Raw genomic sequence first — 23,356 nt, forward strand, 5'->3', positions numbered from 1 at the left:
ATATTTAAAAAACAGCTTGAATAAGGTTAAGTCATTCCTATCCATTAAAAATGCCCTTAGTGTAGACAAAGCAATAAGAAAATTGCGGTTCACATATCACCCTGTCTTTTCTATTCCGACAAAAGCAGAAACAGTAATTATGTGAATTAAAAATAATGAAAACTACAAAGGGAAAATGACGTGAAAACATCATTAACTTTACTATCTGCAGGAATCATTTCTGCACTTTCTTCAACCGCCATCCAAGCTAACGATTTAGTCATTAGCGGTGTTATCGATGGACCGTTAAGCGGTGGTGTTCCAAAAGCCGTTGAACTATTCGTTGTCAATGATATTGCTGATTTATCTGCCTATGGCATAGGCAGTGCGAACAATGGTGGCGGCACAGATGGCGAGGAGTTTACTTTTCCAGCTGGTGTTTCTGCAAGCGCTGGCAGCTACATCTACGTCGCCTCAGAGGTTGAAGGTTTTACTGCGTTTTTCGGTTCAGCGCCAGACTACGACACATCGGCAATGGGTATTAATGGTGACGACGCAGTTGAGCTTTTTAAAGATGGCAGCGTTATTGATACATTTGGTGACATCAATACCGACGGTAACGGCACTGCATGGGAATACCTTGATGGGTGGGCGTACCGTACGTCAGGCCAAACCGCAAACGGTGGCAGTTTCGAAGTAGCTAACTGGTCTTACAGTGGTGTTGACGCGTTGGATGGCTCGACCACTAACACTGACGCTGCAACGCCTTTTCCTGCTGGTACATTTACCACTGAAGGTAGCGATGACGTTGTAGAAGTTCCAGAAGAGCCTGCTGTTGAGCTAGGTATTTGCGGCGCAGAGGCAACACTAATTAGCGCTATTCAGGGCAGTGAAAGCAGCTCTGCTGAAGTTGGCAACAGCGTTATAATTGAAGCTATTGTAACCGGCACACGCGCTGGCGGCTTCTTTGTCCAAGAAGAAGCGTCTGATTATGACGCTGACGACGCTACGTCTGAAGGCTTATTTGTAGAAGGTTTCGTCGACGTTGAAACAGGTAACCTGGTTCGTCTTTACGGTGAAGTAGAAGAAAACTACGGTATGACCACACTTGCTATGGATAGTGATGTGGCTGCACTTGATTGTGGTACAGCGGACGCCGTAGCAGCGGTAGAACTTTCTATGCCGTACGAACTTGACCTTGAAACCGTTGAAGGCATGATTGTTAGCGTGACTGATGCAACAGTGACGAGTACAAACAACCTGTGGCGTTTTGGTGAAATCGTTGTTAGTGACACAATTAAACGCCAACCAAGCGACGTAGCAGCGCCTCTGTCAGAAGCTTACACAGCAGCAGAACAAGCGAGCGAAACAAGTCTTCTTACCATCGAAGATAACAGCAGCTCGCAGTACCCAGATGCACTTAATTACTACCCTACTTTCAGCTACGCTAATGCTATTCGCATTGGTGATTCGGTTTCAGCTGCTGGACCACTAAACTACAGTTTTGGCACTTACAGAATTAATCCAAGCGACGTTATCGAAGTAACTTCTTCTCGCGAAGGAAACCCAGTGGTTACAGAAGGCAACCTGTCTATTGCTACGTTCAACGTGCTTAACTACTTTAATGGTGAGGTAGATGCAAATGGCGACGTGACTTTCGATTATGACGGAAACCGCGGCGCAGATGATGCAGTGGCGTTTGAATTGCAACAAGGTCGTATCGTTGAAGCTATCGTTAACCTAAACGCAGACGTTGTCGGTTTGATGGAAATAGAAAACGATGGTTTTGGTGAAGATAGTGCTATCCAATCTTTAGTTGATGCTATCAACGCTGAACTTGGTGAAACCGAGCAATACTCATTCATCGCAACCACTGATGGCAGTGAAATTGGTACAGATGCGATTACTGTTGGCTTGTTATACAAAGCTTCAGTCGTAACGCCAGAAAACGACGCTATGATAGTTGCTATGCCAGAGCAACAAATTGATGAAGATAGCCTGGCACGCATGCGCCCAAGCCTTCTTCAATCGTTCGTTCACACTGAAAGCAGCAAATCCTTCCTTGTGGCCGTGAACCATTTTAAATCAAAAGGCGGTCAATGCTCCGAAGACGCAGTAGAGGTGCCGTCTGAAATCACGACGGTTCAAGGCAGCTGTAACGCACTTCGTGTATCAGCAGCTATAACGCTTGGCAACGCATTAAGTGATGAGAGCTTACCAGAGCGCAAGGTTATCTTAGGCGACTTAAACGCGTATAGCGCTGAAGATCCAGTAGCTGTACTCACCGATTACACACCTGAGTCTCGTGGGTACACTATTACGACTGCGGTTAATACAGGTATGGATGAAGGCGTTTCAGTAGAGGTCGAGTCAAGCTTTGGCTATCGCAATTTGGCAGAAGAATTTGATGTGGAAGGCTTCTCATATTGGTTCTACGGTACTGAACAAGTAGGTAGTTTAGACCATGTATTAGCAAGTGAAGCCATGCTTGCAGATGCCATTGACGGCACACACTGGAACATAAACTCAGTTGAAGCTTATCAGCTGCAGTACGATCAAGCGCTTCGCTACTACGCGGATGAAGACGGTTACGCCTTTACTGACGTTGGCCCATTTAGAAGCTCAGACCACGACCCATTTATCGCGACCTTCGACCTACAAGCTGATGTAGTTGAAGAGGAAGAAGAAAGCAATGATAGCTCAGGTGGAGCAATGGGAGGAATTCTTGCTCTGCTAGCTGCAGCGATTGGCTTTCGTCGTCGCACTACTGCTGCTAATAAATAGAAAAAGAAAAGGTTAACTTCTTTTAAACGTTAAAGCTGCTCTGGTATCAGAGCAGCTTTTTTAGTTTTTTGTCTCACAACTATTATTGAACTATGACTGTAGGACGATTAAAAATAAATGTCAGGCGGTGCTCTGTTGAAAAAGTCAGCACACAGTGAAATGCAAAAAGTTAGACTTTTGCCACAACCATACCAACTGAATCAGCAGCATTAGTGTCGTCGACTTCAATGCCAATGCGAGCGATATACTGGTCGCGTTTATCTGCCTGAGTCGCCGATAGCTCTTCTGTACAGAGCAGCTTGGCCGCTCGCTGCGCTGACTTCATTTGCTCTTCACTTAGCCCACCATCAAGATGCATTTGAGTAATGACTTTAAGCAAGCTTAACGCAACTTGCTTGTCTTTGGGAGACAGCGTTAACGCTTGCTGCAAGTTGTTATACGCAGGGATGAGGCGGTTTTCTTTGTAGTTCACTGCCGCCATTTGTTTTAGTTCTTTCGTGGTAAACTGAATTTCGGTACGCTCTATCGATTCTTGGTTAAGGTACTCATTTACTACTTGTGAAGTAAACGTATCGCCCTCAATCTGTTTTCTCAATTTATCCAAAATGCTGACACAGTGCTCGCGCATGCCCAGTTCGTGAAACGCTTTCATTTTGTCTAAACTGTCTTCCATCGATAGCCCATCGGTAGATGCAGTACGCCCCTCCATTAATTTTTCAGCTTCACGCTTCTGGTCTTTTAGGCATAACACTCGCGATTTAACCACATCAATCTGCTCGGCGAGCTGATTTTGCATACCTTTTTGCTGCCTAAGTTCTTCCAGTTCATACTCTGCGCGCTTTAAGTATTTGTCACCTTCTGCATTACCTAAGCTTGTGGCCAAATCAATAGTTGAGCGAATAACATTAAGTGTCAGTTGGGGCGAATCGTGAATTGAATTTTTGGCAAACTTAGCCATATTTTGCACGGCAGAAAGCTGACCGGCTTTGTCGTGATTAAGTCTGGCGAGATCCCATAAACGCTTGTTGCGTTCAATGTTTCGGGGAGCAAGTCGACTTGCTTCTTTCATTTGCTCGTAAGCAATATCAAACTGCTCTTTTTCAATAAAATATTGTGCGAGCAAATCAAAAGTTAGGAATCGCGTGTCGGGTCGCTGAAGCAGATCGTCAACCAGTAACTGTGCTTCTTCGAGTTCATCTTGACGCAATAGCGAACGGGTAAGACCAATGTGAACCCATGCGTGGTCCATACTTTGTAACAGTGTTCTAAAGTAGTCCTCTGCCGTTTCATAATCGCGAAGCTGCAGCAAACAATCGCCAATAAGCCGCTTTATTCGGGTGTGGTATTCAGAAAGCGAGGGGTCTTTCAACTGTCGCTGCGCATAATACATTGCGGTGGAATAGTCACCAGCATGCATACAATGCAACATTTTATGAAGCTTTAGCCTAACTTGAATAAGGTATTCCAGACGAGATTCAATCTTGTTGCGTTGTAGTGGCTTAACCCAAAAGTCATCGGGCTGCAGCTCTACAATACAGTTAACAAGTTCTGGGGAGGTCTCTGCACTGAGAAAAATTACCGTCGTGGTGTCATTGATGTGATTGAGGTGTTTTAATTCTTCAAAAAGGTGAAAACCATCTTTATCGTGACTTACGTTAAACGCTAGTAAAACAAAATCATATTGTTTTGCCGAACAAAGCCTTTTGGCATGAAATGCATTAAATGCACTACTTACGTTTTTAATCCCAACTTCATGTAATGCTGATGCAACAACATCATGCACTAGCCCTTGGTTATCAATAACCAGCACGTGTAGCTCTTCTCTTGGGGTGGGGGCGGGTATTTTTTCCAGCATTAGCCAATCACTTCTTACATCTTTTCCCTAAGCAACACAATAGCGTAAGCGCAGCTTATCATGGATAACACTATGCATCTGTGAAACATGGCTCCTAACTGCACAGTCAGCGAGTAACTTGCCCGCGCTTATGCCACACTTTAATTTCAGGCCATGCTTCATCACAACAGATATATAGCAAAATCGTATTATACATAAGTATTGTTTTTTAGATACTAGCGTGGTGGGTCGATGTTATCGTTAACACTACCATTTACCCTGAACCACCCTGCAACAGAATGACGCGTTCTTACCGCAGGCAATACTTCATGGGGGAAGGCTTCACTAAGAAACACCACGAATGTGCCCTTAGTTGGTAAAATTTTTGTGCCTGTTTCGTCGCTTTCATCAGCATAAAGCACCAATTCTCCACCGTCGTCTTCTTGCCATTTATCATTTAAGTAAGCAACGAGTGATAGTACACGATTGCCCTGCCCCTTAAACGCATCTACATGGCGTTTGTAAAATTTACCGGGTTCATAACAGGCAAAATGACTTTCAAAAGAAAAAAGCCCCATAAAAAGCGAACGATTTATGTATAGCTGCATGGCTTCACACCACGAAAGCCACAAGGCCCCCTCTTGAGAAGACCCTGTGATCCAGCAAATTTCGTCCCCGCGCACTTTTTCAGCTTGTTGATAATTTTCTGCGCGACCAATACCTGCTCTTTTGTATTCAGCTTCGGAAATTGCTTTCTGGCAAGACAAAAGTGCCTGAGTAATAAAATCAGGTAAACCATTCTCTTGAATAGAAAAGCCTTTAGTGACTAAGTCATCGACGACATTTTCAAATATGACTTCATCGAAAACATGTAGAGGCTGATAGGACGCAAGTTGTTCTCTATTCATCAGAGTATCTTTACCTTAGAGCGGTTGACTGACCGAGCATTTAGGGTGCTTGTATTCGTTAAAAAGTTTGCGAACTTATACTCGGGGTTGAGCCCTATGACAATTGCATCACCACCTTATTTCTGCGCTATTTTTTTATCGATAGAAGAAAATTTTTTTGTCGTTAGTCTTGACGATGAAAAGTCGCACGCTTCTTGCTTGCATCATATTCATTGGTGCAACAGCAAATCCCGTAAAAGGTAAACTAAATCAATAAGTAAACCGAGGTGTATATTTTAAGAATGCCGAGTAAAAGCGCTTTTCACATGTCCTCGTCACCTTTGTCTCATTCTTTGAAACACGCGGCTGCATTTAACAGTTGAAAAACCACTTGCGAGGCGTTTAAGTAGAAATATACAAAATACGTATCAGAATTTTTAGCAAAAAGAGTAACCCATGAGTCAAGATCAAACACAGATAGAAGAAACAGAGCATCATCTAGACTTAAGAAACTTGAGGTTAGACGACTACAACGACGTAAAAGCATTAATGGATAAGGTATACGCTAATGTTGGAGGCGCATGGCCTTATTCTAACTACAAAGCGCAAGTTACCACGTTTCCTGAAGGGCAAATATGTATTGAAGATAAAGGGAAAGTCGTTGCTTTTGCCATTTCAGTTATTGTTGATTACGACCAGTTCGGTGATAAACATAGTTACGATGAAATAACCGGTGATGCCTATCTGACAACGCACGATCCGAATGGTGATGTGCTTTATGGCGTAGAGGTTATTGTTTGCCCAGAATACCGCGGCCTTCGCTTAGGCCGGCGTCTTTATGAAGCGCGCAAAGAACTATGTAGAAACTTAAATCTAAAATCAATTATGGCTGGAGGCCGTATACCCAATTATAGAAACTATGCAGATGAACTGTCGCCTTATGAATACATTGAGCAAGTTAAACTCAAGGATATTTACGACCCCATTTTGACGTTTCAACTATCAAACGGTTTTGAAGTTAAGCAAGTAATGACCGCCTACCTCCCTGAAGATGAAGCATCTAAGGGGTATGCCACCCTGCTTCAATGGCACAACATTTACTACGAGCCTGGCACGCCGTCATTGATCGCTAGCAGAAAATCAAGTGCGCGCATAGGATGTATTCAGTGGCAAATGCGGTATTTTAATAATGTCGAGGAGCTGTTACAGCAGGTTGAGTACTTCGTCGACGCACTGTCTGACTATTCGTGCGATGTGGCCTTGTTCCCTGAATTTTTTAATGCTCCGCTTATGGGCCTAAGTCCGTCTGATTCGTCCATAGACGCTATTTGGCATTTGTCTACTTACACTGATGAAATTTTAACTGCCGTATCGCATTTAGCGGTGTCATACAATATAACAATTATCGCGGGTTCGATGCCTGTAGTAGAAGATGAACAGCTGTATAACGTTAGCTATATTTGCAAAAGGGACGGGACCATAGAGAGCCAGTACAAACTTCATCCAACACCTCATGAAAAAGAGGACTGGATCATGAAGGGTGGAAACAGCCTCAAGACATTTGATACCGACTTTGGAAAAATCGGCGTGTTAATCTGTTATGACGTAGAGTTCCCAGAGTTAGCGCGCATTCTTTCCGACCAAGAGATGCAGATCTTGTTTGTCCCCTTTTGGACGGATACAAAAAATGGCTACCTGCGTGTCCGTCGCTGTGCACAAGCAAGAGCTATTGAAAACGAATGTTACGTAGCAATTGCAGGAAGTGTAGGAAACCTGCCAAAAGTTGATAACGTGGATATTCAATATGGACAGACTGCCGTATTTTCCCCTAGTGATTTTGCATTCCCTCACGATGCTATCGTGTCAGAGACTACACCCAATACTGAAATGACGCTGATTGTTGATTTAGACCTAGACAAACTGACTAAATTGCAAAATGAAGGTTCAGTGAGAAACTACCTTGACCGACGTCGCGATTTATACCGTGTGGAGTGGATTGGCGATAAAAATTAACACGATGTTTTTTGCTAATTAAGCGGCTAAATCACTCGAATTTCAACTTCTTTGGCTTATGTTTATTGACATTCAACATAAGCCGTAGAATTTCCCTTAATTTAGCGATAACATGAAATCGTGCGCAAAGAAAAATGTGCTCTCTTGAACAATATAGAAGATGTCGACACCATGAAGAGAGCGCTACATAAAGAGATTATAAATTTACTATGGCAAATAATTCTAAAAGCGATGAGTTTCCAACCATAAGATTGGATGAAGAAGACCGTCGAGACTATCAGACGAAAAGACAGGCTACTCCCACAAAGACGACTACGCCCTCACCTTCCTCGTCGGCTAACCGTCAGCCATCAAATAGTGGAAGTAGCAACGGTATCTGGGTTGTATTAGTTGCCCTAATTGCTTTAGCGGCATGCGGTGGTTGCTACTACTTGTACACCCTGCTTGAGCAACAAAAAGCCGTGGCTGAACAGGCCGAAAAGCGAATCATGCAATTAGAGAACAAACTTTCTGCCACAGGCGAAGAAATTGGCGAGTCTACTGTTGCTTTGCAGGTTAAAGTGACCGAGTTGACTAACAAGACAAACGAACTTTGGGAGCAAATGGATAAGCTATGGGCTTCAGCATGGCGTCGAAACCAACAAGAAATCGCTGACCTTGGCGACCGTGTAGGAAATGTTCAAACAGCACTTAATAAAAACATCAATGCCGTTTCTGACGATGTAAAGACGCAAACTGCGGCTATTGGTTCAGTTAAAAATCAATTAGCGTCTTTAGCTGATGAGTTACTGGCTGTTAACGTTCAGTTAGAACAAGCGGTAAACGACAAACAAAGCACACAGCAAAGCGTTCGTAACCTAACCGATAAGCTATCGGTGTTAGAACAACGCAATACGACCTTGTCTGGACGCATCACCAGTTTGGAAAATGAAATCCGAGATATAGCCACCAAAGTTGTCTCAAGAAGCGGCTCAACGGGTGGCAGCGGGTCTGCCCCTTCTCCCTCAGTTAATTAATAACGCTTAACGTACGTGTTCCAAGAGTAACTAACTTAGTACAGCAAGCGATGTACAGCGTGTAATAAAGAAAGGGGCGAATCGCCCCTTTCTTGTTGTCGTGGTAGAATTGCCCTCTTTTTAAAATCAATAGGACTTAATGCGCAATGAGTGAACAAGCGCCCAAACGTTTAAATAAATATATCAGCGATACTGGCCTGTGCTCTCGCCGTGAAGCCGATAAACTCATTGAGCAAAATCGCGTTACCGTTAATAATCAGCCGCCGGAACTAGGTACTAAGATAGGCCCTAGCGATACAGTAAAAGTAGATGGTAAGGTTGTAGGTGCGGTAGCGTCAGACAAATCAGACCGCGTATATATTGTTTATAATAAGCCAATAGGTATTACTTGCACCACCGAACGTCATGTTAAAGGCAATATTATTGACGCTATAGGTCACAAAGAACGCATATTCCCCGTAGGCCGATTAGATAAGCCTTCTGAAGGGCTAATTATTCTTACCAGTGATGGCGATATCGTCAACAAGATCCTTCGCGCTGAAAACGCGCACGACAAAGAGTATGAAGTAACGGTAAACCAGCCAATAAGCGAGCGCTTTGTAAAACGAATGGCGCGGGGCGTTCCTATTTTAGGAACGGTAACAAAACCTTGCATCGTTAAACCTACCGGCAAAAACAAGTTTACTATCATTCTCACCCAAGGGCTTAATCGTCAAATACGCAGAATGTGTGAGTTTTTGGGTTACGAGGTCACCAAGCTCAAGCGAACGCGTATTATGCATTTGGAACTCAGTAATTTAAAGGCCGGTCAGTGGCGAAATCTTACCGAGAGAGAACTGGCTACGCTGCAAAATGCGGTAAAACACTCAGTTAAAACAGTCTAGGTAACTTTTTATTTAAGCTCTTGATATATTCAAAAGTATTATCGTACAAGTTCTACTAGACTGAAGGTAATACACACCTTTGAAGAGAACTTGCATTGAGTATTAGCCATACACATTTTTCCATTAATGGTGGCGCTTATTTAGGCACAGAGGTTGCTGCAAACTACGACATGTTTTTTGTCGCACTTTCTATATTAATAGCTATTACAGCAGCATTACTCAGCTTTATTTTTGCTTCACGTATATTTCGTGCAGACTTTAAAAACGAGCGGTTTATTTGGACAGTTGCATCGGCTTGTTTTCTTGGCTTCGGAATCTGGTCGATGCACTTCGTTGGCATGTTGGCCTATGAACTTCCTATTGCTATATCGTATGACCCCAGCATTACACTCTTATCAGTACTCCCCGCAATATTTGCAAGCTACATAGTTATTTCACATCATCAAAGAAAAAATAAAAAGCTATGGCTGAGAAGCTTATATATGGGGGGCGGGATCGGCAGTATGCATTATATTGGGATGATGGCAATGCAGATGGATGCCGTTATGGCTTACGATCTCTGGCTTTTTTCTGTGTCCATCGTTGTGGCCGTGGTTTTGGCAGGGGTATCTCTTAAAGTACACGCTACCATCGCAAATAGAGAAGTTAATGTCGTACAGCAGCTCATTCCCGCCATTATTATGGGCAGTGCCATAGCAGGTATGCACTATACGGGTATGTTGTCTATGCACGTGTACCCCCTCCCTTCTACCGTTTTCATTGACAACCAAGATGCAAAAAGCCTTGGCTACCTTGTCGCCTTCATGGTTGTGTTTTTCGCACTTATTTTGATTTTGTTAATTGAAATGAGAGCAAGAACGCTGTCAGCGGATAGGTTTACTGCCGTACTAAACACAGTTCAAGAAGGCGTCTTCACTTTTGACTCTGACGGTCGTCTGGAATTCATTAATCCAGCGGCGTTAACTATGTTTGGATATCAAGAGCATGAATTGAAGTTTCGCCGTGTAAGCGATCTCGTCAGTCAAAATAATTCGGGCAATCATGTATTACTTAACGAAGTAATTAAAAGTGTTGAAGGAAGAGATTTGGGAAATATTCCGCATCGCATTGATGGAGTCAGAAAAAATGGTTCTACTTTCCCTCTTTCATTTTTAGTAAATAAATTGCCAGGTAATCACGAGGCTTTTGTATGTACGGTTAAAGACCTTTCAGATGTAAAAAATCAAGAGGTGTTCACACAAACTGTTTTTGATACCTTACCAGATATGCTGATTGTAAAGGATGCCAATACCCTTGCCTTTACCCACGTAAACAACATGGTTGCACAACATCTTAAAATGACAAAATCTGACCTTGTAGGCTTAACCGATTTCGATGTATTTGAACTAGACGAAGCAAAACGTATAGTGGCATCAGATACGAAGCTTATTGAAAGTGGACAAACTCGGAGCTGTGAAGAAGAAAGGTTTGTGATTAACGGAAAGGCACATTATTTCCAAATTAAAAAAGTAATCATTCAAGACGGCAACAATAGAGCACAATACTTATTATCACTTTCTGAGGATATTACGGAATTAAGGAAAACTGAACAAGAACTTCAGGCACTTCACAAGCGAATGTCAATGGCCGCTGATGCGGCACATATTGGTGTTTGGGAGTGGGACTTAACGACTAATGAACTCATATGGGATGACTGGATGCACCGCATTTACAGTATCCCCAAAGAGGAATTTGACGAGCACTACAGTGTATGGGCGAGCACTGTCCACGTTGACGATTTTGAGTCACTTAAAGCGCATATAGACCACACCATTAGTACCAAGTCAGACTTCCATACCCAATTCAGAGTCCAAGTAGGAAAGAACAAATTCCGTTATATTCGCGCTGATGGACGATTAGAAAACAATAAAATGTTCGGAATAAATATGGATATCACCGAGCAAATAGAAGCGGAGCGTCGCATTACCGAGTTAGCTACCCACGACTCACTTACCGGTTTGTCTAATCGCTATGCACTAGCAACCTTTGTGAAAAAAGAATTTGCGCGCGTTGAAAGGTCAAACAAACGTTGCCTATGCCTCTATTTAGATTTAAATAAATTTAAACCTATCAACGACACGTACGGGCACAACGTTGGTGATGAGGTATTGGTAGAGATAGCTAAACGTTTATCATCCATATGCAGGTTATCTGACATGGCAGCTAGGGTGGGCGGCGACGAGTTTGTCATTATTGTTTCAGACATAGACGAAAAGTATGACATAGCGAGCATTATTCAACGCACACATAATGAGATCATCCGGGCGGTAATAACCTCGAAAGGTGAAATGTTTGTGGATGCCAGTATAGGTTTTGCTATTTACCCTACTTAAGCCAAAACTTTCGATGACCTCATCAGAGTTGCTGACGAAAGAATGTTCAACAACAAAACTTCATCGACTAGTTAAAAAAAAGCGCCCATTGGGCGCTTTTCTTGAAACCTAGTCTTATCGACGTAGACCTAGACGCTTGATAAGGTCAAGGTAACGCTCAGCGTTCTTGCCTTTAAGGTAGTCTAGAAGCTTACGACGTTGGCTAACCATACGTAGAAGACCACGACGTGAGTGGTGATCTTTCTTGTGATCAGCAAAGTGACCTTGAAGCTTGTTGATGTTGTGAGTAAGCAAAGCAACTTGAACTTCTGGTGAACCAGTGTCGCCTTCTTTAACGCCGTACTCAGCAATGATTTTTGCGGTTTCTGCTTTAGTTAGTGACATATCATTCTCCTAATATTAATGCTTCGCCGATCACTAATTCAGCAAAGCGGAATGAGCGCCGTATTATAATGACGTTTACAGACTTAGCAAGCCATAAACCGTCTTTATTTACCGGCGCAGCTACAATGGATAAACAACTCGACGTTTTGGGTTAACAAACACTTCTTGTTTAGGGATACCTTGGTCTTTCGGGTCAAGCACCCCTTCCCCTACGCCTAAGAAAATACCACTAGTATCTTCACCGTGGTAAACGCGGTAAGACACGCCTTCAATAAGTGATTCGCTACATACCCCTTTTACAGATTGACCGTTATCAAAGCGGTTTCTTTCCGCATCGTTAATAGTCACAAATGGTAAGCGACTTACAGCCGTATCCATAGGAATCAATAAGTCATCGAGTGCTTTAAATTCACCTTCTTCCAGTGATTCCTGAATTTCAATCAACTTATCCAGCGATACCATTTTATCCGTAGGATAGTCTGCGACTTCCGTGCGGTGTAAGCGAGTCACATAGGCGCCACAGACAAGGTTTTGACCCAAATCATCCACGATAGAGCGAATATAGGTGCCTTTGCTGCATTTAATGCGCATTTCTACAAACGGCAGTTCAATACGCAGTACATCCAGTTCATACACTTCAATATCGCGGGGCTCACGCTCAATTTCTATGCCTTGACGAGCATAATGATAAAGCGGCTTACCTTGATGTTTAAGCGCTGAAAACATGGACGGGATTTGTTTACTCTTACCTAGAAACGCCAAGCACGCATCACGTACTTGTTCTTCGCTTACATCAACAGGCTTTTCTTCAACCACTTCGCCATCGGCGTCAGACGTGGTGGTGCGTACGCCTAGTTGAGCAGTTACCTCGTAGGTCTTCTCAGCATCCAGAAGAAACTGCGAAAACTTGGTGGCTTCACCCAAGCACAGCGGCAGCATACCACTGGCAAGCGGATCAAGTGCGCCTGTATGACCAGCTTTTGCCGCTTTGTACAGCCAGCGCACTTTTTGTAACAGTTGGTTGGATGACCCACCAAGCGGTTTATCAAGCAATACTATGCCGTTAATCTCACGGCCTTTACGACGTCTTGCCATTTACTCCTGCTCTTGTGGATCGTCTTTATCGCGCTTTGACTCATCTTTTGCGATGGTCTGAGACACAAGATTAGAGATACGCATACCTTCAACAATCGACTTATCTTCAAAGAAGTGAAGATCAGGCACTGAGCGCATGCGAATACGTTTAGCTAGAATACTGCGAATAAACTTTTTGTATTCTGCCAGTTGTTTAATTTGCGCTTTACCTTCTTCTTCGGTGCTGTTGTAGATAGTCACAAAGATTTTTGCATGCGCTAAGTCGCGCGACACATCTACGTCAGAAACCGTGATCAAAGGCATGTCGCCAACGCGGTGCTTGTATTCATTTTGCAGAATGCTCGCCACTTCTTTATGGACTTGCTGAGCGACTCTGTCGGTACGTGAAAATTCACGGGCCATAATACTCTCCTTTCCTTATTTAACGCAGGGCATGCGAGAAGTCTGTTTACTGTATACAGACAAAAACGGGAGCACTCGGCCCCCGTTTTTCACATGCCGAATTAACTAAGGCAATTAAATTTCGCGCTTAACCTCAACGATTTCGAAGACCTCGATTTGGTCGCCTACTTTCACGTCGTTGTAGTTCTTAACGCCGATACCACATTCCATACCGTTACGTACTTCTTGTACGTCATCTTTAAAGCGACGCAGTGATTCTAGTTCACCTTCGTAAATTACTACGTTGTCGCGAAGTACACGGATTGGATTACTACGCTTAACGTTACCTTCAGTAACCATACAGCCCGCAATTGCGCCCAGTTTCGGTGACTTAAATACGTCACGTACTTCTGCAAGACCAATGATTTCCTGCTTGAATTCTGGTGCAAGCATACCACTCATGGCCGCTTTCACTTCGTCAATTAGGTTATAGATAACGCTGTAGTAACGTAAATCAATTTCTTCAGCCTCTAGTACGCGACGCGCTGTTGCATCGGCACGAACGTTAAAGCCTAGTACGATAGCGCCTGATGCAGCCGCAAGGGTTGCGTCAGTCTCAGTGATACCACCTACACCACTACCGACAATGTTCACTTTTACTTCAGAAGTAGAAAGCTTAACAAGTGATTCAGAAATTGCTTCTACAGAGCCCTGTACGTCAGCTTTAAGTACGATGTTAAGTTCGCTAACGTCACCTGATTCCATGTTCGCAAACATGTTTTCAAGTTTCGCTTTCTGCTGACGAGCAAGTTTAAGTTCACGTTTCTTCTGATGACGTTTCGCTGCTACTTCTCGCGCTTTACGCTCGTCTTTAACAACGGCTGCGTCTTCACCCGCTACCGGAACACCAGACAGACCAAGTACTTCCACAGGCGTAGAAGGACCAGCAATCTTCATCTCATTACCGTTTTCGTCGCGCATAGCACGAACACGGCCGTACTCTTCGCCACATAGTAGAATGTCACCAGCGCGCAATTGGCCTTCTTGAACCAATACAGATGCTACTGGACCACGACCTTTATCAAGGCGAGATTCAATAACAATACCGCGACCTGGGCCTTCAGCTACTGCTTTAAGGTCAAGAACTTCAGCTTGTAGAACGATAGCTTCAAGCAGTTCGTCTACGCCCATACCTGTTTTCGCAGAAACGTTACAGAACTGGTGCTCACCGCCCCACTCTTCTGAGATAACTTCTAGTTGAGATAGCTCGGTTTTAACGCGATCAGGGTCGGCTGTTTCTTTATCCATTTTGTTTACTGCAACGATAAGAGGTACACCTGCCGCACGAGCGTGCTGTACCGCTTCTTTCGTTTGAGGCATTACGCCGTCATCTGCAGCAACAACAAGGATAACAATGTCCGTCGCCGTGGCACCACGAGCACGCATTGCAGTAAACGCGGCGTGTCCAGGTGTATCTAGGAACGTAATTTCGCCGTTCTCTGTTTCTACCTTGTATGCACCGATATGCTGTGTAATACCACCGGCTTCACCGTCTGCTACTTTCGCGCGACGAATGTAGTCAAGCAATGACGTTTTACCGTGGTCAACGTGGCCCATGATGGTTACAACAGGTGCACGTGTGGTTTTTTCACCGCCAGTGCCATCTGCCAACAACTCATCTTCAAGTGCGTTGTCGTTAACAAGCTCGTACTTATGACCCATTTCTTCAATTACTAGTACCGCTGTATCTTGGTCTAGTACTTGGTTTATGGTGGCCATTTCGCCCATTTTCATCATCGTTTTGATAACTTCGTTAGACTTAATGGCAAGCTTGCTTGCTAGTTCGCCAACGGTAATGGTTGCGCCAAGCTTAACAACGCGCTCTACAGGTGCAGCAGGCTTGTTAAAGCCTTGCTTAAGATGCTCACCCGCATTTTTCTTCGACTTGCGACGACGGCGCGATGAACGCTCAACCTGCATGTCTTCTTCGTCTTCCGCTTCTTGAGCATAGCGGTTAGAGTGCAAATGAACTTCTTCAGCTTCTGCTTTCTTGCGTCGCTCTTCTTCTTCTTTCCAACGACGCTCGTTTTCTTCAGCAAGTTTACGTGCTTCATCAGCCGCTTTCTTCGCGTCTTCTTCAAGCTTCTTCTGTGCTTCTTCTTCTTGCGCTTTACGAAGACGCTCTTCTTCCTGACGAGCCGCTTCTGCTTCCGCTTTCTCAGCTTCAGTTAGTTCTGGTTCGTCTTTCTTACGTGCTTCAGCTTCTTTCTTCGCTTGTTCAGCACGACGTGCGCGCTCTTCTTCAGCAGCTTTCTTCGCTTCTTCAGCTTTACGCGCTTTCTCTTCAGCGGCTTTTTTCGCTTCAGCCGCTGCTTTTTCTTCCGCTTCGCGCTTCAGACGAGCTTCTTCTTCAAGACGCTTCGCCTCTTCTTCCGCTTGACGCTGCTGCTCTTCAACGTCGCTGCGCTTAACGTATGTGCGCTTCTTGCGTACTTCCACTTTCACTTCTTTAGACTTACCAACACTTAATGTGCTAGTTGTCTTACGCTTGAGTGTCATACGCGTTGGTTCAGCTGCGCTGCCGTGTTGCTTACTTAAATGATCCAATAGTTTCTGTTTCTCGTCTTCGTTTACCTGATCGCCGGCACTCTTAGAGATACCCGCGTCTTTAAACTGGCCAACCAATCGGTCAACGGTCGTACCAATGTCGCTGGCGAGCTTTTCAATAGATACATCTGCCATTACGTAATTTTCCCCCTGTTGACCTTACTCTTCTTCACTGAACCATACGATATTACGAGCCGCCATGATTAACGCACCGGCTTTCTCTTCGTCTAGTTCATCGATATCACTGATATCATCGGTACCTTGTTCTGCTAATTCTTCCAGGTCAGTAACACCGCGGCTGGCCAACACATAAGCCACGTGTTTACTCATACCTTCAAGATTTAATAAGGCTTCTGTAGGCTCTGCACCTTCAAGCGATTCTTCGTTCGCCAGTGCACGCGTGGTTAGGAAAGCACGCGCTCTGTTGCGCAGCTCTTCAACCATTTCTTCATCTAACCCTTCAACCGCTAGAAGTTCACTTGCTGGCACGTATGCCACTTCTTCTAGCGTTGTAAAGCCTTCATCTACTAGGACAGACGCAAACTCTTCGTCAATGTCCAAACCAGCAGTAAACAGATCAAGTACCTTCGCGTTTTCTTCTTCGTGTTTCTTGTTGAGATCGTCAACCGTCATCACGTTAAGTTCCCAGCCTGTAAGCTGGCTAGCTAGGCGAACGTTTTGACCGCTGCGGCCAATTGCCTGAGCTAGGTTATCTGCTTCAACCGCTACGTCCATGCTGTTGCTATCTTCGTCAACAACAATTGACGCAACTTCAGCAGGAGCCATTGCGTTAATAACGAATTGCGCTGGATTCTCGTCCCATAGCACGATATCAACACGCTCACCGCCAAGCTCACCTGATACGGCTTGGACACGTGAACCACGCATACCAACACACGCACCTACTGGGTCTAAGCGCTTGTCGTTAGTTTTAACCGCAATCTTTGCACGAGAACCTGGGTCACGCGCTGCAGATTTAATTTCTAGTGTCTCTTCCGCAATTTCTGGTACTTCCAGACGGAAAAGCTCAACTAGCATGTCTGGGTGCGTACGGCTAATAAATAGCTGTGCGCCACGTGCTTCTGGACGAATAACGTAAAGAAGGCCACGTACACGGTCGCCCGGACGGAAAGTTTCACGAGGAAGCATGTCATCGCGGTAGATAACACCTTCAGCGTTGTTACCTAAGTCGATGATGATGTTGTCGCGGTTTACTTTCTTAACCGTACCTGTAACCAGCTCACCTACTTTGTCTTCGTACTCAGCAATCATCTGCTGACGCTCAGCTTCACGTACTTTTTGTACAATCACTTGCTTTGCGGTCTGCGTAGTTATGCGGTCGAATTTAATAGATTCAATCTGTTCTTCCACATAATCGCCAAGCTGTATCTCTGGTTCGTCGATCTGCGCCGCAGAAATCGTAATTTCAGCAAATGGGTTTTCCTGTTCTTGATCATCAGGGATAACCAACCAGCGACGGAATGTATCAAAGTCACCAGACGTTCTGTCGATGCTTACACGAACTTCAATTTCGCCTTCGTTTTTCTTTTTTGTTGCACTAGCGATCGCAAACTCTAGCGCTTCAAAAATTTTCTCTCTAGGCACTTGTTTTTCATTTGAAACGGCTTCCGCCACTAACAAAATTTCTTTATTCATTTTCGCCTCTCTTTTGCTTTCGTCGATGAAAGCAGAGCTGTTCCGTTAATCGAACGTGGGAACAACGTTACCTTTTTCGATATTCGCCACAGCTAACTGGAACTGCTGGCCATCCACTTCAATACTTACGATGCCATTTTCGCACGCGAGTACTTTGCCTTTAAAATTACGTCTGTCATCCATTGGCATAGACAAACGAATTTGAACCACTTCACCCACAGACTCGATATAGTGCTTCTCTTTGAAAAGCGGTCTGTCCATACCCGGTGATGACACTTCCAAGTTGTATTCAGTGCTAATTGGATCTTCAACGTCCAAAATTGCGCTAACCTGATGACTTACATCTGCACAATCATCAACGGTAATACCGTTTTCATGATCAATAAAAACGCGAAGAATAGAATGTTTCCCCGCTCGTACAAACTCGATCCCAACCAACTCAAAACCAAGTGCTTCAACACCTGGCTCTAGCATTTCGGTTAGTTTCTCTTCAAGTTTTGCCAATGCAAACCTCCAAAAACGAAAAAAGGGCCTAAAGCCCACCTGTCATCACCCGGCTCAGCGAGGCTGACTCCAGGTTTTAATACAACAAAAAGCCCCGGACTAGCGGGGCTTTTATTAAAATTCTGAACCCATACCTGCCAACAAGGGCAGTTGCAAACCTATGGGTAAAACCACCGTTAGGTGATAGCTTGCTAATGATAAGTGCGTTACTTTCCTGTACTGAGGGAGCCCGCTCTCATCACCTAATGAGCACATTATACGTATAGCCGTCGCATTAAGCAACAGCCAATAGGCGCAGACACGGGAGGGTGTCGATTTTTTCTGTGCAAAATTCGGTCTGCATGAAAGTATTTTAATTGCGGTTTAGTCCTGCAGACTTAGTCTTGGTCTCTAAATGTCGCTTTAATTTCAAGAATTTTAGGCATAATTTCTATCATCAAATCGACAAGCTTGGGTTCGAAATGCTCTCCCTTTTGGCTTTGAAGAAAATCGACCGTCTTTTCAATACTCCAGGCGTCTTTATAAGGACGTTTGCTGGTTAAGGCATCGAAAACATCAGCAATGGCACAAATACGTCCCTCAATGGGAATATCTTCACCCGCAAGCCCTTTAGGATAGCCTGACCCGTCCCATTTTTCGTGGTGGGTTAGCGAAACAGACTTTGCAACATTCAATAACAAAGAATCGCCGCAATCACCGATAATTTCCGCACCAATCTCAGGGTGATGTTTCATGGTGGCAAACTCTTCGTCTGTCAGCTTCCCTGGTTTCAACATTATACTATCAGCAATACCAATTTTGCCGATGTCGTGCATCGGGGCAGCATGAAGCAGAATTTCAGCCTGTTTATCTGTAAGTCCATAGGCAAGCGCAAGTTCTTTCGAATAATGGCTCATTCGCATGACATGCATACCCGTTTCATTATCCTTGTATTCTGCTGCCTTACCCAAACGCTGAACAACTTGTAATCGGCTGTCCAGCAACTCGTCTGCCTGTACTAAGCTTAGATGAGTTTTAACCCTCGCTTTTACAATGGCTGGTGATATAGGCTTTGTAATATAGTCCACCGCGCCAGCTTCAAAACCTTCTGTCTCTTCGTGCTCGTCATTTAGCGCCGTGACAAAGATAACGGGGATATGCCTTGTACTTGAAAGCTGTTTAAGCCGGCGGCATACTTCAAAACCCGTCAGCCCTGGCATCATAACGTCAAGTAATATCAAATTTGGCTGTCTAGTTTCAGTGAGCTTTAACGCTTCTTCGCCATTTCTCGCAAAAATAAGCTGATAATCATTAGCGAGAACTTGCTTTAAAACCCTTAGGTTTACTGGCTCATCGTCAACGAGTAATAAAGTAGGTTTTGTGATTTCAATGTTTAACATGCCGCGTCTCTTGGCTACTTTAATTCTTGTATCAATGTAGAGATGCGCTCATGCGCCAACTCGAACTCGAAATCATCGATATCTAAGAGAATTTGAGTTATCTGTTCTTTGTGACTAGAACACCCAACCTCGCGTAAAAATGACAATTCATCTTCATCTACCATGTTTTGCTCTACACTATCGAGCATAGCCTCCAAATGACTCAGGAGCAATGCATTATTGATACTTTCATTAATGGCATTTTCGGCATACAGTGGCGATTCGCCAAGCATCAACTCGATTTTATCTAAGGCATCACGAAGACGGTTAACGTCTTCAATATTCACCTCTGATTTTAGAGCCTGAGCTTCAATTTCCCTGGTCGTATGATAGAAGGTGATTAAGCAAAGATTACCCGATGTACCTTTTAAACCGTGTGAAAGTGTAGCAACCGCTTCATAGTCTTCACGAATTGCCGCCCCCATTAAGTCGTCGACTTTATCTCTGCAGGTAGAAGAGAATTTATCCACCTCTTGTAGGACGGCCTCTTCACTTCCCCATAAATCGACGGCCTTCTTCAAATCCAACACGTTTTTATCAACTTTAAGTGTAGATGCTGGGGCATTTACTTCTAATGTGTCTGGTACCGAGTCGACCTGAAGCGTATCTATGTTAAGCACGCGAGTAATCTCGTCCATTAATTGAGAGAAATCGACGGGCTTGTTGGCGAACCCTTCCATTCCCGCCTGCTGCGCGGCATGTTTGTCCTGCACTAAGACACTAGCGGTCAGCGCAATAATGGGCGTAGGTGGTAAGCTATTTTCTTTTTCAAACTCTCGACGCTGTTTGGCTGCTTCTAGGCCATCTAACTTAGGCATCTGTAAATCCATCAGTACCACGTCAAACGACTTAGCGCGCATTTTATCTAATGCAACCTGTCCATCTGTTGCCGTTTCTACACTGTGGCCAGCGCGTTTTAGCAGCAACGAAAGCAACTCAAGGTTTTGCTGCACATCATCAACAACAAGTACGGTTAACGAGGTTTCAATGCGTGCTGCTTTCGAAGAGAGCTCACTAGATACATAATCATCAATTTCTACAACTTCTAGCGGGAGTCTGAAAGTAAAGGTCGTTCCTTTACCTTTTTCGCTAGTTGCACAAATATTACCGCCCATCAGTTCAACTAACTGCTTGGAAATAGTTGTTCCCAGCCCCGTGCCGCCGTACTTTCGACTCATCGATGCATCTGCTTGAGAGAACGGGTCGAATACCCTTTCTACTTGCTCTTGCGTCATACCAATGCCGGTATCTGTCACATCAAAATACACAAACTTTTCATCACTTTTGACATTGATAGTCACTTCACCCTCGTGAGTGAATTTAACGGCGTTGCCTATCAGATTGTTAAGTACCTGTCGCATTCGCTCCGGTACACCTCTATATCCGTTAGCTACCGAATCATCGACATTAAGTACAAGTCCAACTTTTTTGCGTTTGGCTTCTAACCAAAATGTTGAAATTACCAAATCCAACTCTTCGCGAATAAGGAAATCGCGATAATCTAAATCAAGCTTACCTTTATCTAACTTCGCGCTATCAAGTATGTCGTTAAGAAGATGCAGCAATGAACGTGCGGAACGGTTTATCGTGGTTAAGTGAGATTTTTGCTCTTCGCGTAAGGCTTCTCCTAACATGAGGTCGCTAAAGCCTATTATTGCATTCATAGGCGTACGGATTTCATGACTCATATTAGCAAGAAATGCGGTACGCGCAGCGGCAGCTTGCTCTGCATTTTCCTTTGCCGCTTTTAATTCATTTTCCATCACTTTCCGATGTGTAATGTCAGATATGAAGCCGTCTACATAGAGCACCATGCCATCATCGTCCTTAACCTGCACTCCATGCTCGATAACCCACTTCACCTCGCCAGATTTTGCGACGATTCTATATTCACATGAAAAGGCGCCTTCATCAGGGCTAATAGATGAAAGGCGCTCTACGTCATCAGGATGGTAAAGATCGGTGAAAGAGCGCTTTGGGTTGGGCAGTATGAAATCTTCAGGCGGGTAACCGGTTACTTCTGTTACAGCATCACTAATAAACACCATGGGCCACCCTGGCATACTTAAACAGCGATAAGCCATACCGGGAATGTTAGAGATAAGGCTTCTAAACTTAGCTTCACTCTCGCGCAATGCATCTTCCATTTCCTTGCGTTTGCGTAAATCAGAAGCGAAAGAGACAAAAACGGGTTTCCCATCAATTTTTGTATAGCCGACACCTAGGCGCACTGGTATACGCTCACCATCTTTGCGAAGTACTTCTACTTCTCTTCCTGTACCAATAATTTGCACAGTTGGCACTACTCGCTGACTGAAGAAGTCATCACCGAATAAATGGCGTCTTTCAGGAGTTATTATCTCAGATGCGTGCATACCGATTATTTCTTGCTGGGTATAGCCATAGATACGCTCAACAGAGGGGTTAGCGGTTTTGATAATGCCTTTGTCATCTACCGTCAGAATGGCGTCGACCGCGGTTTCGGTGATAGCGCTTTGAATTCGCTCACTTTCAATGGCGCGTATCATTAGATCGCGGTACTTGAATAGTAAGCTAATACCTAAAACAAGAATAATCAGTGCCAAGGTGACAATGGCAATAGCAATAGCAAGAAAAACAGCGATACCTGATGACTGATTTGACGTCTCCAGTCCAGGTGGCAGAACGAACCTAGCAGCTGCCATACCTGTATAATGCATTCCAGAGATCGCTAACCCCATAACAAGACTTGCAAGTAATACATGCTTCCCGAGCATCTTTCTGCTTCTGATTGCAGCCGTTATACCGAACTTGATCCACAGCGATAGCATTGCCAACCCTACAGCGACCACAATAGACAGTGCAAACATACCAATGTCATAGCGAAGAAGTGGCGCCATCTCCATTGCGGCCATACCACTGTAATGCATGGTACCTATGCCAGCCCCCACCAATACACCGCCTAATACTATTTCCGCGATACTTATACGTGTTTTAACTAAAAGGTTAAGCGCGACCCAAGCCGCAGCGATACCTGGAATGGCAGAAAGTGTGGTAATTAAAGGGTCGTAATCTACCGGCAAGCAAAGTTCAAACGCTGTCATACCCAAAAAGTGCATTGACCAGATGCCACCACCAAGCGCGATGCTTCCTGTTCCTAATAACGTACTTCGTCTAAGCGCGTCGTGAGTAACAGAAGCTTGCCCCGCAACGTTAAACGCCATAAATGACGCAAACACGGCTACCGATAAGGATAAAACAACAAGAGGAAAATGATATGCCCCCTGAATTAAAGTGGCGTGTTCTTCAAAAGTAAAAAAACGAGATATCATAACGCGGCCATACTACCTATTAATCTAATTTCTAATGGTGCGACACCTATAACTTAGCACACTCACATATGAAGTGCGGTTATCAATTCGTAGCAATTAATTCAATATTATCGTGTAAAACAAGAAGTCAAAGCGTTTTGTTTGCTGAAAAGAAAAAACCCAGCAAAAGCTGGGTTTTTAAAGTGGTTGCGGGAGCAGGATTTGAACCTACGACCTTCGGGTTATGAGCCC

The 23,356-nt window shown here is 44.2% G+C and carries 15 protein-coding genes; 5 read left to right on the forward strand and 10 right to left on the reverse strand.

Features of this window, described 5'->3' with window-relative positions; translation table 11 throughout:
- Positions 1-180: 180 nt before the first annotated feature.
- Positions 181-2,763 (forward strand): ExeM/NucH family extracellular endonuclease, encoded by a 2,583-nt coding sequence (locus tag ACX5KA_RS12970; RefSeq protein WP_458731352.1) that lies wholly within the window; start codon positions 181-183, stop codon positions 2,761-2,763.
- A gap of 169 nt (positions 2,764-2,932) precedes the next feature.
- Here the strand turns inward: ACX5KA_RS12970 and ACX5KA_RS12975 are convergent, their stop codons facing one another.
- The gene (locus ACX5KA_RS12975) at positions 2,933-4,618 is read right to left on the reverse strand and encodes a response regulator (protein WP_039222018.1); all 1,686 of its coding nucleotides are present in this window, start codon (positions 4,616-4,618) and stop codon (positions 2,933-2,935) included.
- 215 nt (positions 4,619-4,833) lie between these two features.
- Complete coding sequence (locus ACX5KA_RS12980; protein ID WP_039222016.1) at positions 4,834-5,505, reverse strand: 2OG-Fe(II) oxygenase; 672 nt, start codon at positions 5,503-5,505, stop codon at positions 4,834-4,836.
- Between the two features lie 435 nt (positions 5,506-5,940).
- Here ACX5KA_RS12980 and ACX5KA_RS12985 point away from each other — a divergent pair, with 435 nt between their 5' ends.
- The 4 genes from ACX5KA_RS12985 (at position 5,941) to ACX5KA_RS13000 (ending at position 11,769) form a co-directional block, all read left to right on the forward strand.
- On the forward strand, positions 5,941-7,497 hold the full coding sequence (locus ACX5KA_RS12985) for a GNAT family N-acetyltransferase (protein WP_458731353.1): 1,557 nt from the start codon (positions 5,941-5,943) through the stop codon (positions 7,495-7,497).
- A 209-nt stretch (positions 7,498-7,706) separates the two neighbouring features.
- The gene (locus tag ACX5KA_RS12990) at positions 7,707-8,513 is read left to right on the forward strand and encodes an AAA family ATPase (RefSeq protein ID WP_039222012.1); all 807 of its coding nucleotides are present in this window, start codon (positions 7,707-7,709) and stop codon (positions 8,511-8,513) included.
- A 146-nt stretch (positions 8,514-8,659) separates the two neighbouring features.
- On the forward strand, positions 8,660-9,397 hold the full coding sequence (gene rluF / locus ACX5KA_RS12995) for a 23S rRNA pseudouridine(2604) synthase RluF (protein ID WP_039222010.1): 738 nt from the start codon (positions 8,660-8,662) through the stop codon (positions 9,395-9,397).
- Between the two features lie 95 nt (positions 9,398-9,492).
- Entirely contained in the window at positions 9,493-11,769 is a 2,277-nt protein-coding gene (locus ACX5KA_RS13000) for a sensor domain-containing diguanylate cyclase (RefSeq protein ID WP_458731354.1), read from the forward strand.
- A gap of 114 nt (positions 11,770-11,883) precedes the next feature.
- Here the strand turns inward: ACX5KA_RS13000 and rpsO are convergent, their stop codons facing one another.
- The 8 genes from rpsO to ACX5KA_RS13040 all read right to left on the reverse strand — a co-directional run bounded on the left by rpsO (position 11,884) and on the right by ACX5KA_RS13040 (position 23,125).
- Positions 11,884-12,153, reverse strand: a complete 270-nt coding sequence (rpsO, locus tag ACX5KA_RS13005) for a 30S ribosomal protein S15 (protein WP_012518257.1) — start codon at positions 12,151-12,153, stop codon at positions 11,884-11,886.
- A gap of 120 nt (positions 12,154-12,273) precedes the next feature.
- Positions 12,274-13,248 carry a tRNA pseudouridine(55) synthase TruB gene (truB, locus tag ACX5KA_RS13010; RefSeq protein WP_458731355.1) on the reverse strand — a complete coding sequence of 325 codons (975 nt, stop codon included), beginning with the start codon at positions 13,246-13,248 and terminating at the stop codon, positions 12,274-12,276.
- Positions 13,249-13,650 carry a 30S ribosome-binding factor RbfA gene (gene rbfA / locus ACX5KA_RS13015; RefSeq protein ID WP_014949257.1) on the reverse strand — a complete coding sequence of 134 codons (402 nt, stop codon included), beginning with the start codon at positions 13,648-13,650 and terminating at the stop codon, positions 13,249-13,251.
- Positions 13,651-13,764: 114 nt separating this feature from the next.
- Positions 13,765-16,371 (reverse strand): translation initiation factor IF-2, encoded by a 2,607-nt coding sequence (gene infB / locus ACX5KA_RS13020; RefSeq protein ID WP_458731356.1) that lies wholly within the window; start codon positions 16,369-16,371, stop codon positions 13,765-13,767.
- Positions 16,372-16,395: 24 nt separating this feature from the next.
- Positions 16,396-17,892: a transcription termination factor NusA gene (gene nusA / locus ACX5KA_RS13025; RefSeq protein WP_039224077.1), complete on the reverse strand. Its 1,497-nt coding sequence runs from the start codon at positions 17,890-17,892 to the stop codon at positions 16,396-16,398.
- Between the two features lie 45 nt (positions 17,893-17,937).
- Positions 17,938-18,396 carry a ribosome maturation factor RimP gene (gene rimP / locus ACX5KA_RS13030; protein WP_014949254.1) on the reverse strand — a complete coding sequence of 153 codons (459 nt, stop codon included), beginning with the start codon at positions 18,394-18,396 and terminating at the stop codon, positions 17,938-17,940.
- Between the two features lie 377 nt (positions 18,397-18,773).
- Complete coding sequence (locus ACX5KA_RS13035; RefSeq protein WP_458731357.1) at positions 18,774-19,775, reverse strand: response regulator; 1,002 nt, start codon at positions 19,773-19,775, stop codon at positions 18,774-18,776.
- Positions 19,776-19,789: 14 nt separating this feature from the next.
- Complete coding sequence (locus ACX5KA_RS13040) at positions 19,790-23,125, reverse strand: MHYT domain-containing protein (RefSeq protein ID WP_458731358.1); 3,336 nt, start codon at positions 23,123-23,125, stop codon at positions 19,790-19,792.
- Positions 23,126-23,356 lie beyond the last annotated feature (231 nt).

The sequence above is a fragment of the Alteromonas alvinellae genome (assembly GCF_902705805.1).

Coding starts and splice junctions, on each gene's coding strand:
- ACX5KA_RS12975 (WP_039222018.1), bottom strand. CDS start 4,618: ATGCTGGAAAAAATACCCGCCCCCACCCCAAGAGAAGAGCTACACGTG.
- nusA (WP_039224077.1), bottom strand. CDS start 17,892: ATGAATAAAGAAATTTTGTTAGTGGCGGAAGCCGTTTCAAATGAAAAA.
- ACX5KA_RS12985 (WP_458731353.1), top strand. CDS start 5,941: ATGAGTCAAGATCAAACACAGATAGAAGAAACAGAGCATCATCTAGAC.
- truB (WP_458731355.1), bottom strand. CDS start 13,248: ATGGCAAGACGTCGTAAAGGCCGTGAGATTAACGGCATAGTATTGCTT.
- infB (WP_458731356.1), bottom strand. CDS start 16,371: ATGGCAGATGTATCTATTGAAAAGCTCGCCAGCGACATTGGTACGACC.
- rbfA (WP_014949257.1), bottom strand. CDS start 13,650: ATGGCCCGTGAATTTTCACGTACCGACAGAGTCGCTCAGCAAGTCCAT.
- ACX5KA_RS12990 (WP_039222012.1), top strand. CDS start 7,707: ATGGCAAATAATTCTAAAAGCGATGAGTTTCCAACCATAAGATTGGAT.
- rluF (WP_039222010.1), top strand. CDS start 8,660: ATGAGTGAACAAGCGCCCAAACGTTTAAATAAATATATCAGCGATACT.
- ACX5KA_RS13035 (WP_458731357.1), bottom strand. CDS start 19,775: ATGTTAAACATTGAAATCACAAAACCTACTTTATTACTCGTTGACGAT.
- ACX5KA_RS12980 (WP_039222016.1), bottom strand. CDS start 5,505: ATGAATAGAGAACAACTTGCGTCCTATCAGCCTCTACATGTTTTCGAT.
- ACX5KA_RS13040 (WP_458731358.1), bottom strand. CDS start 23,125: ATGATATCTCGTTTTTTTACTTTTGAAGAACACGCCACTTTAATTCAG.
- rpsO (WP_012518257.1), bottom strand. CDS start 12,153: ATGTCACTAACTAAAGCAGAAACCGCAAAAATCATTGCTGAGTACGGC.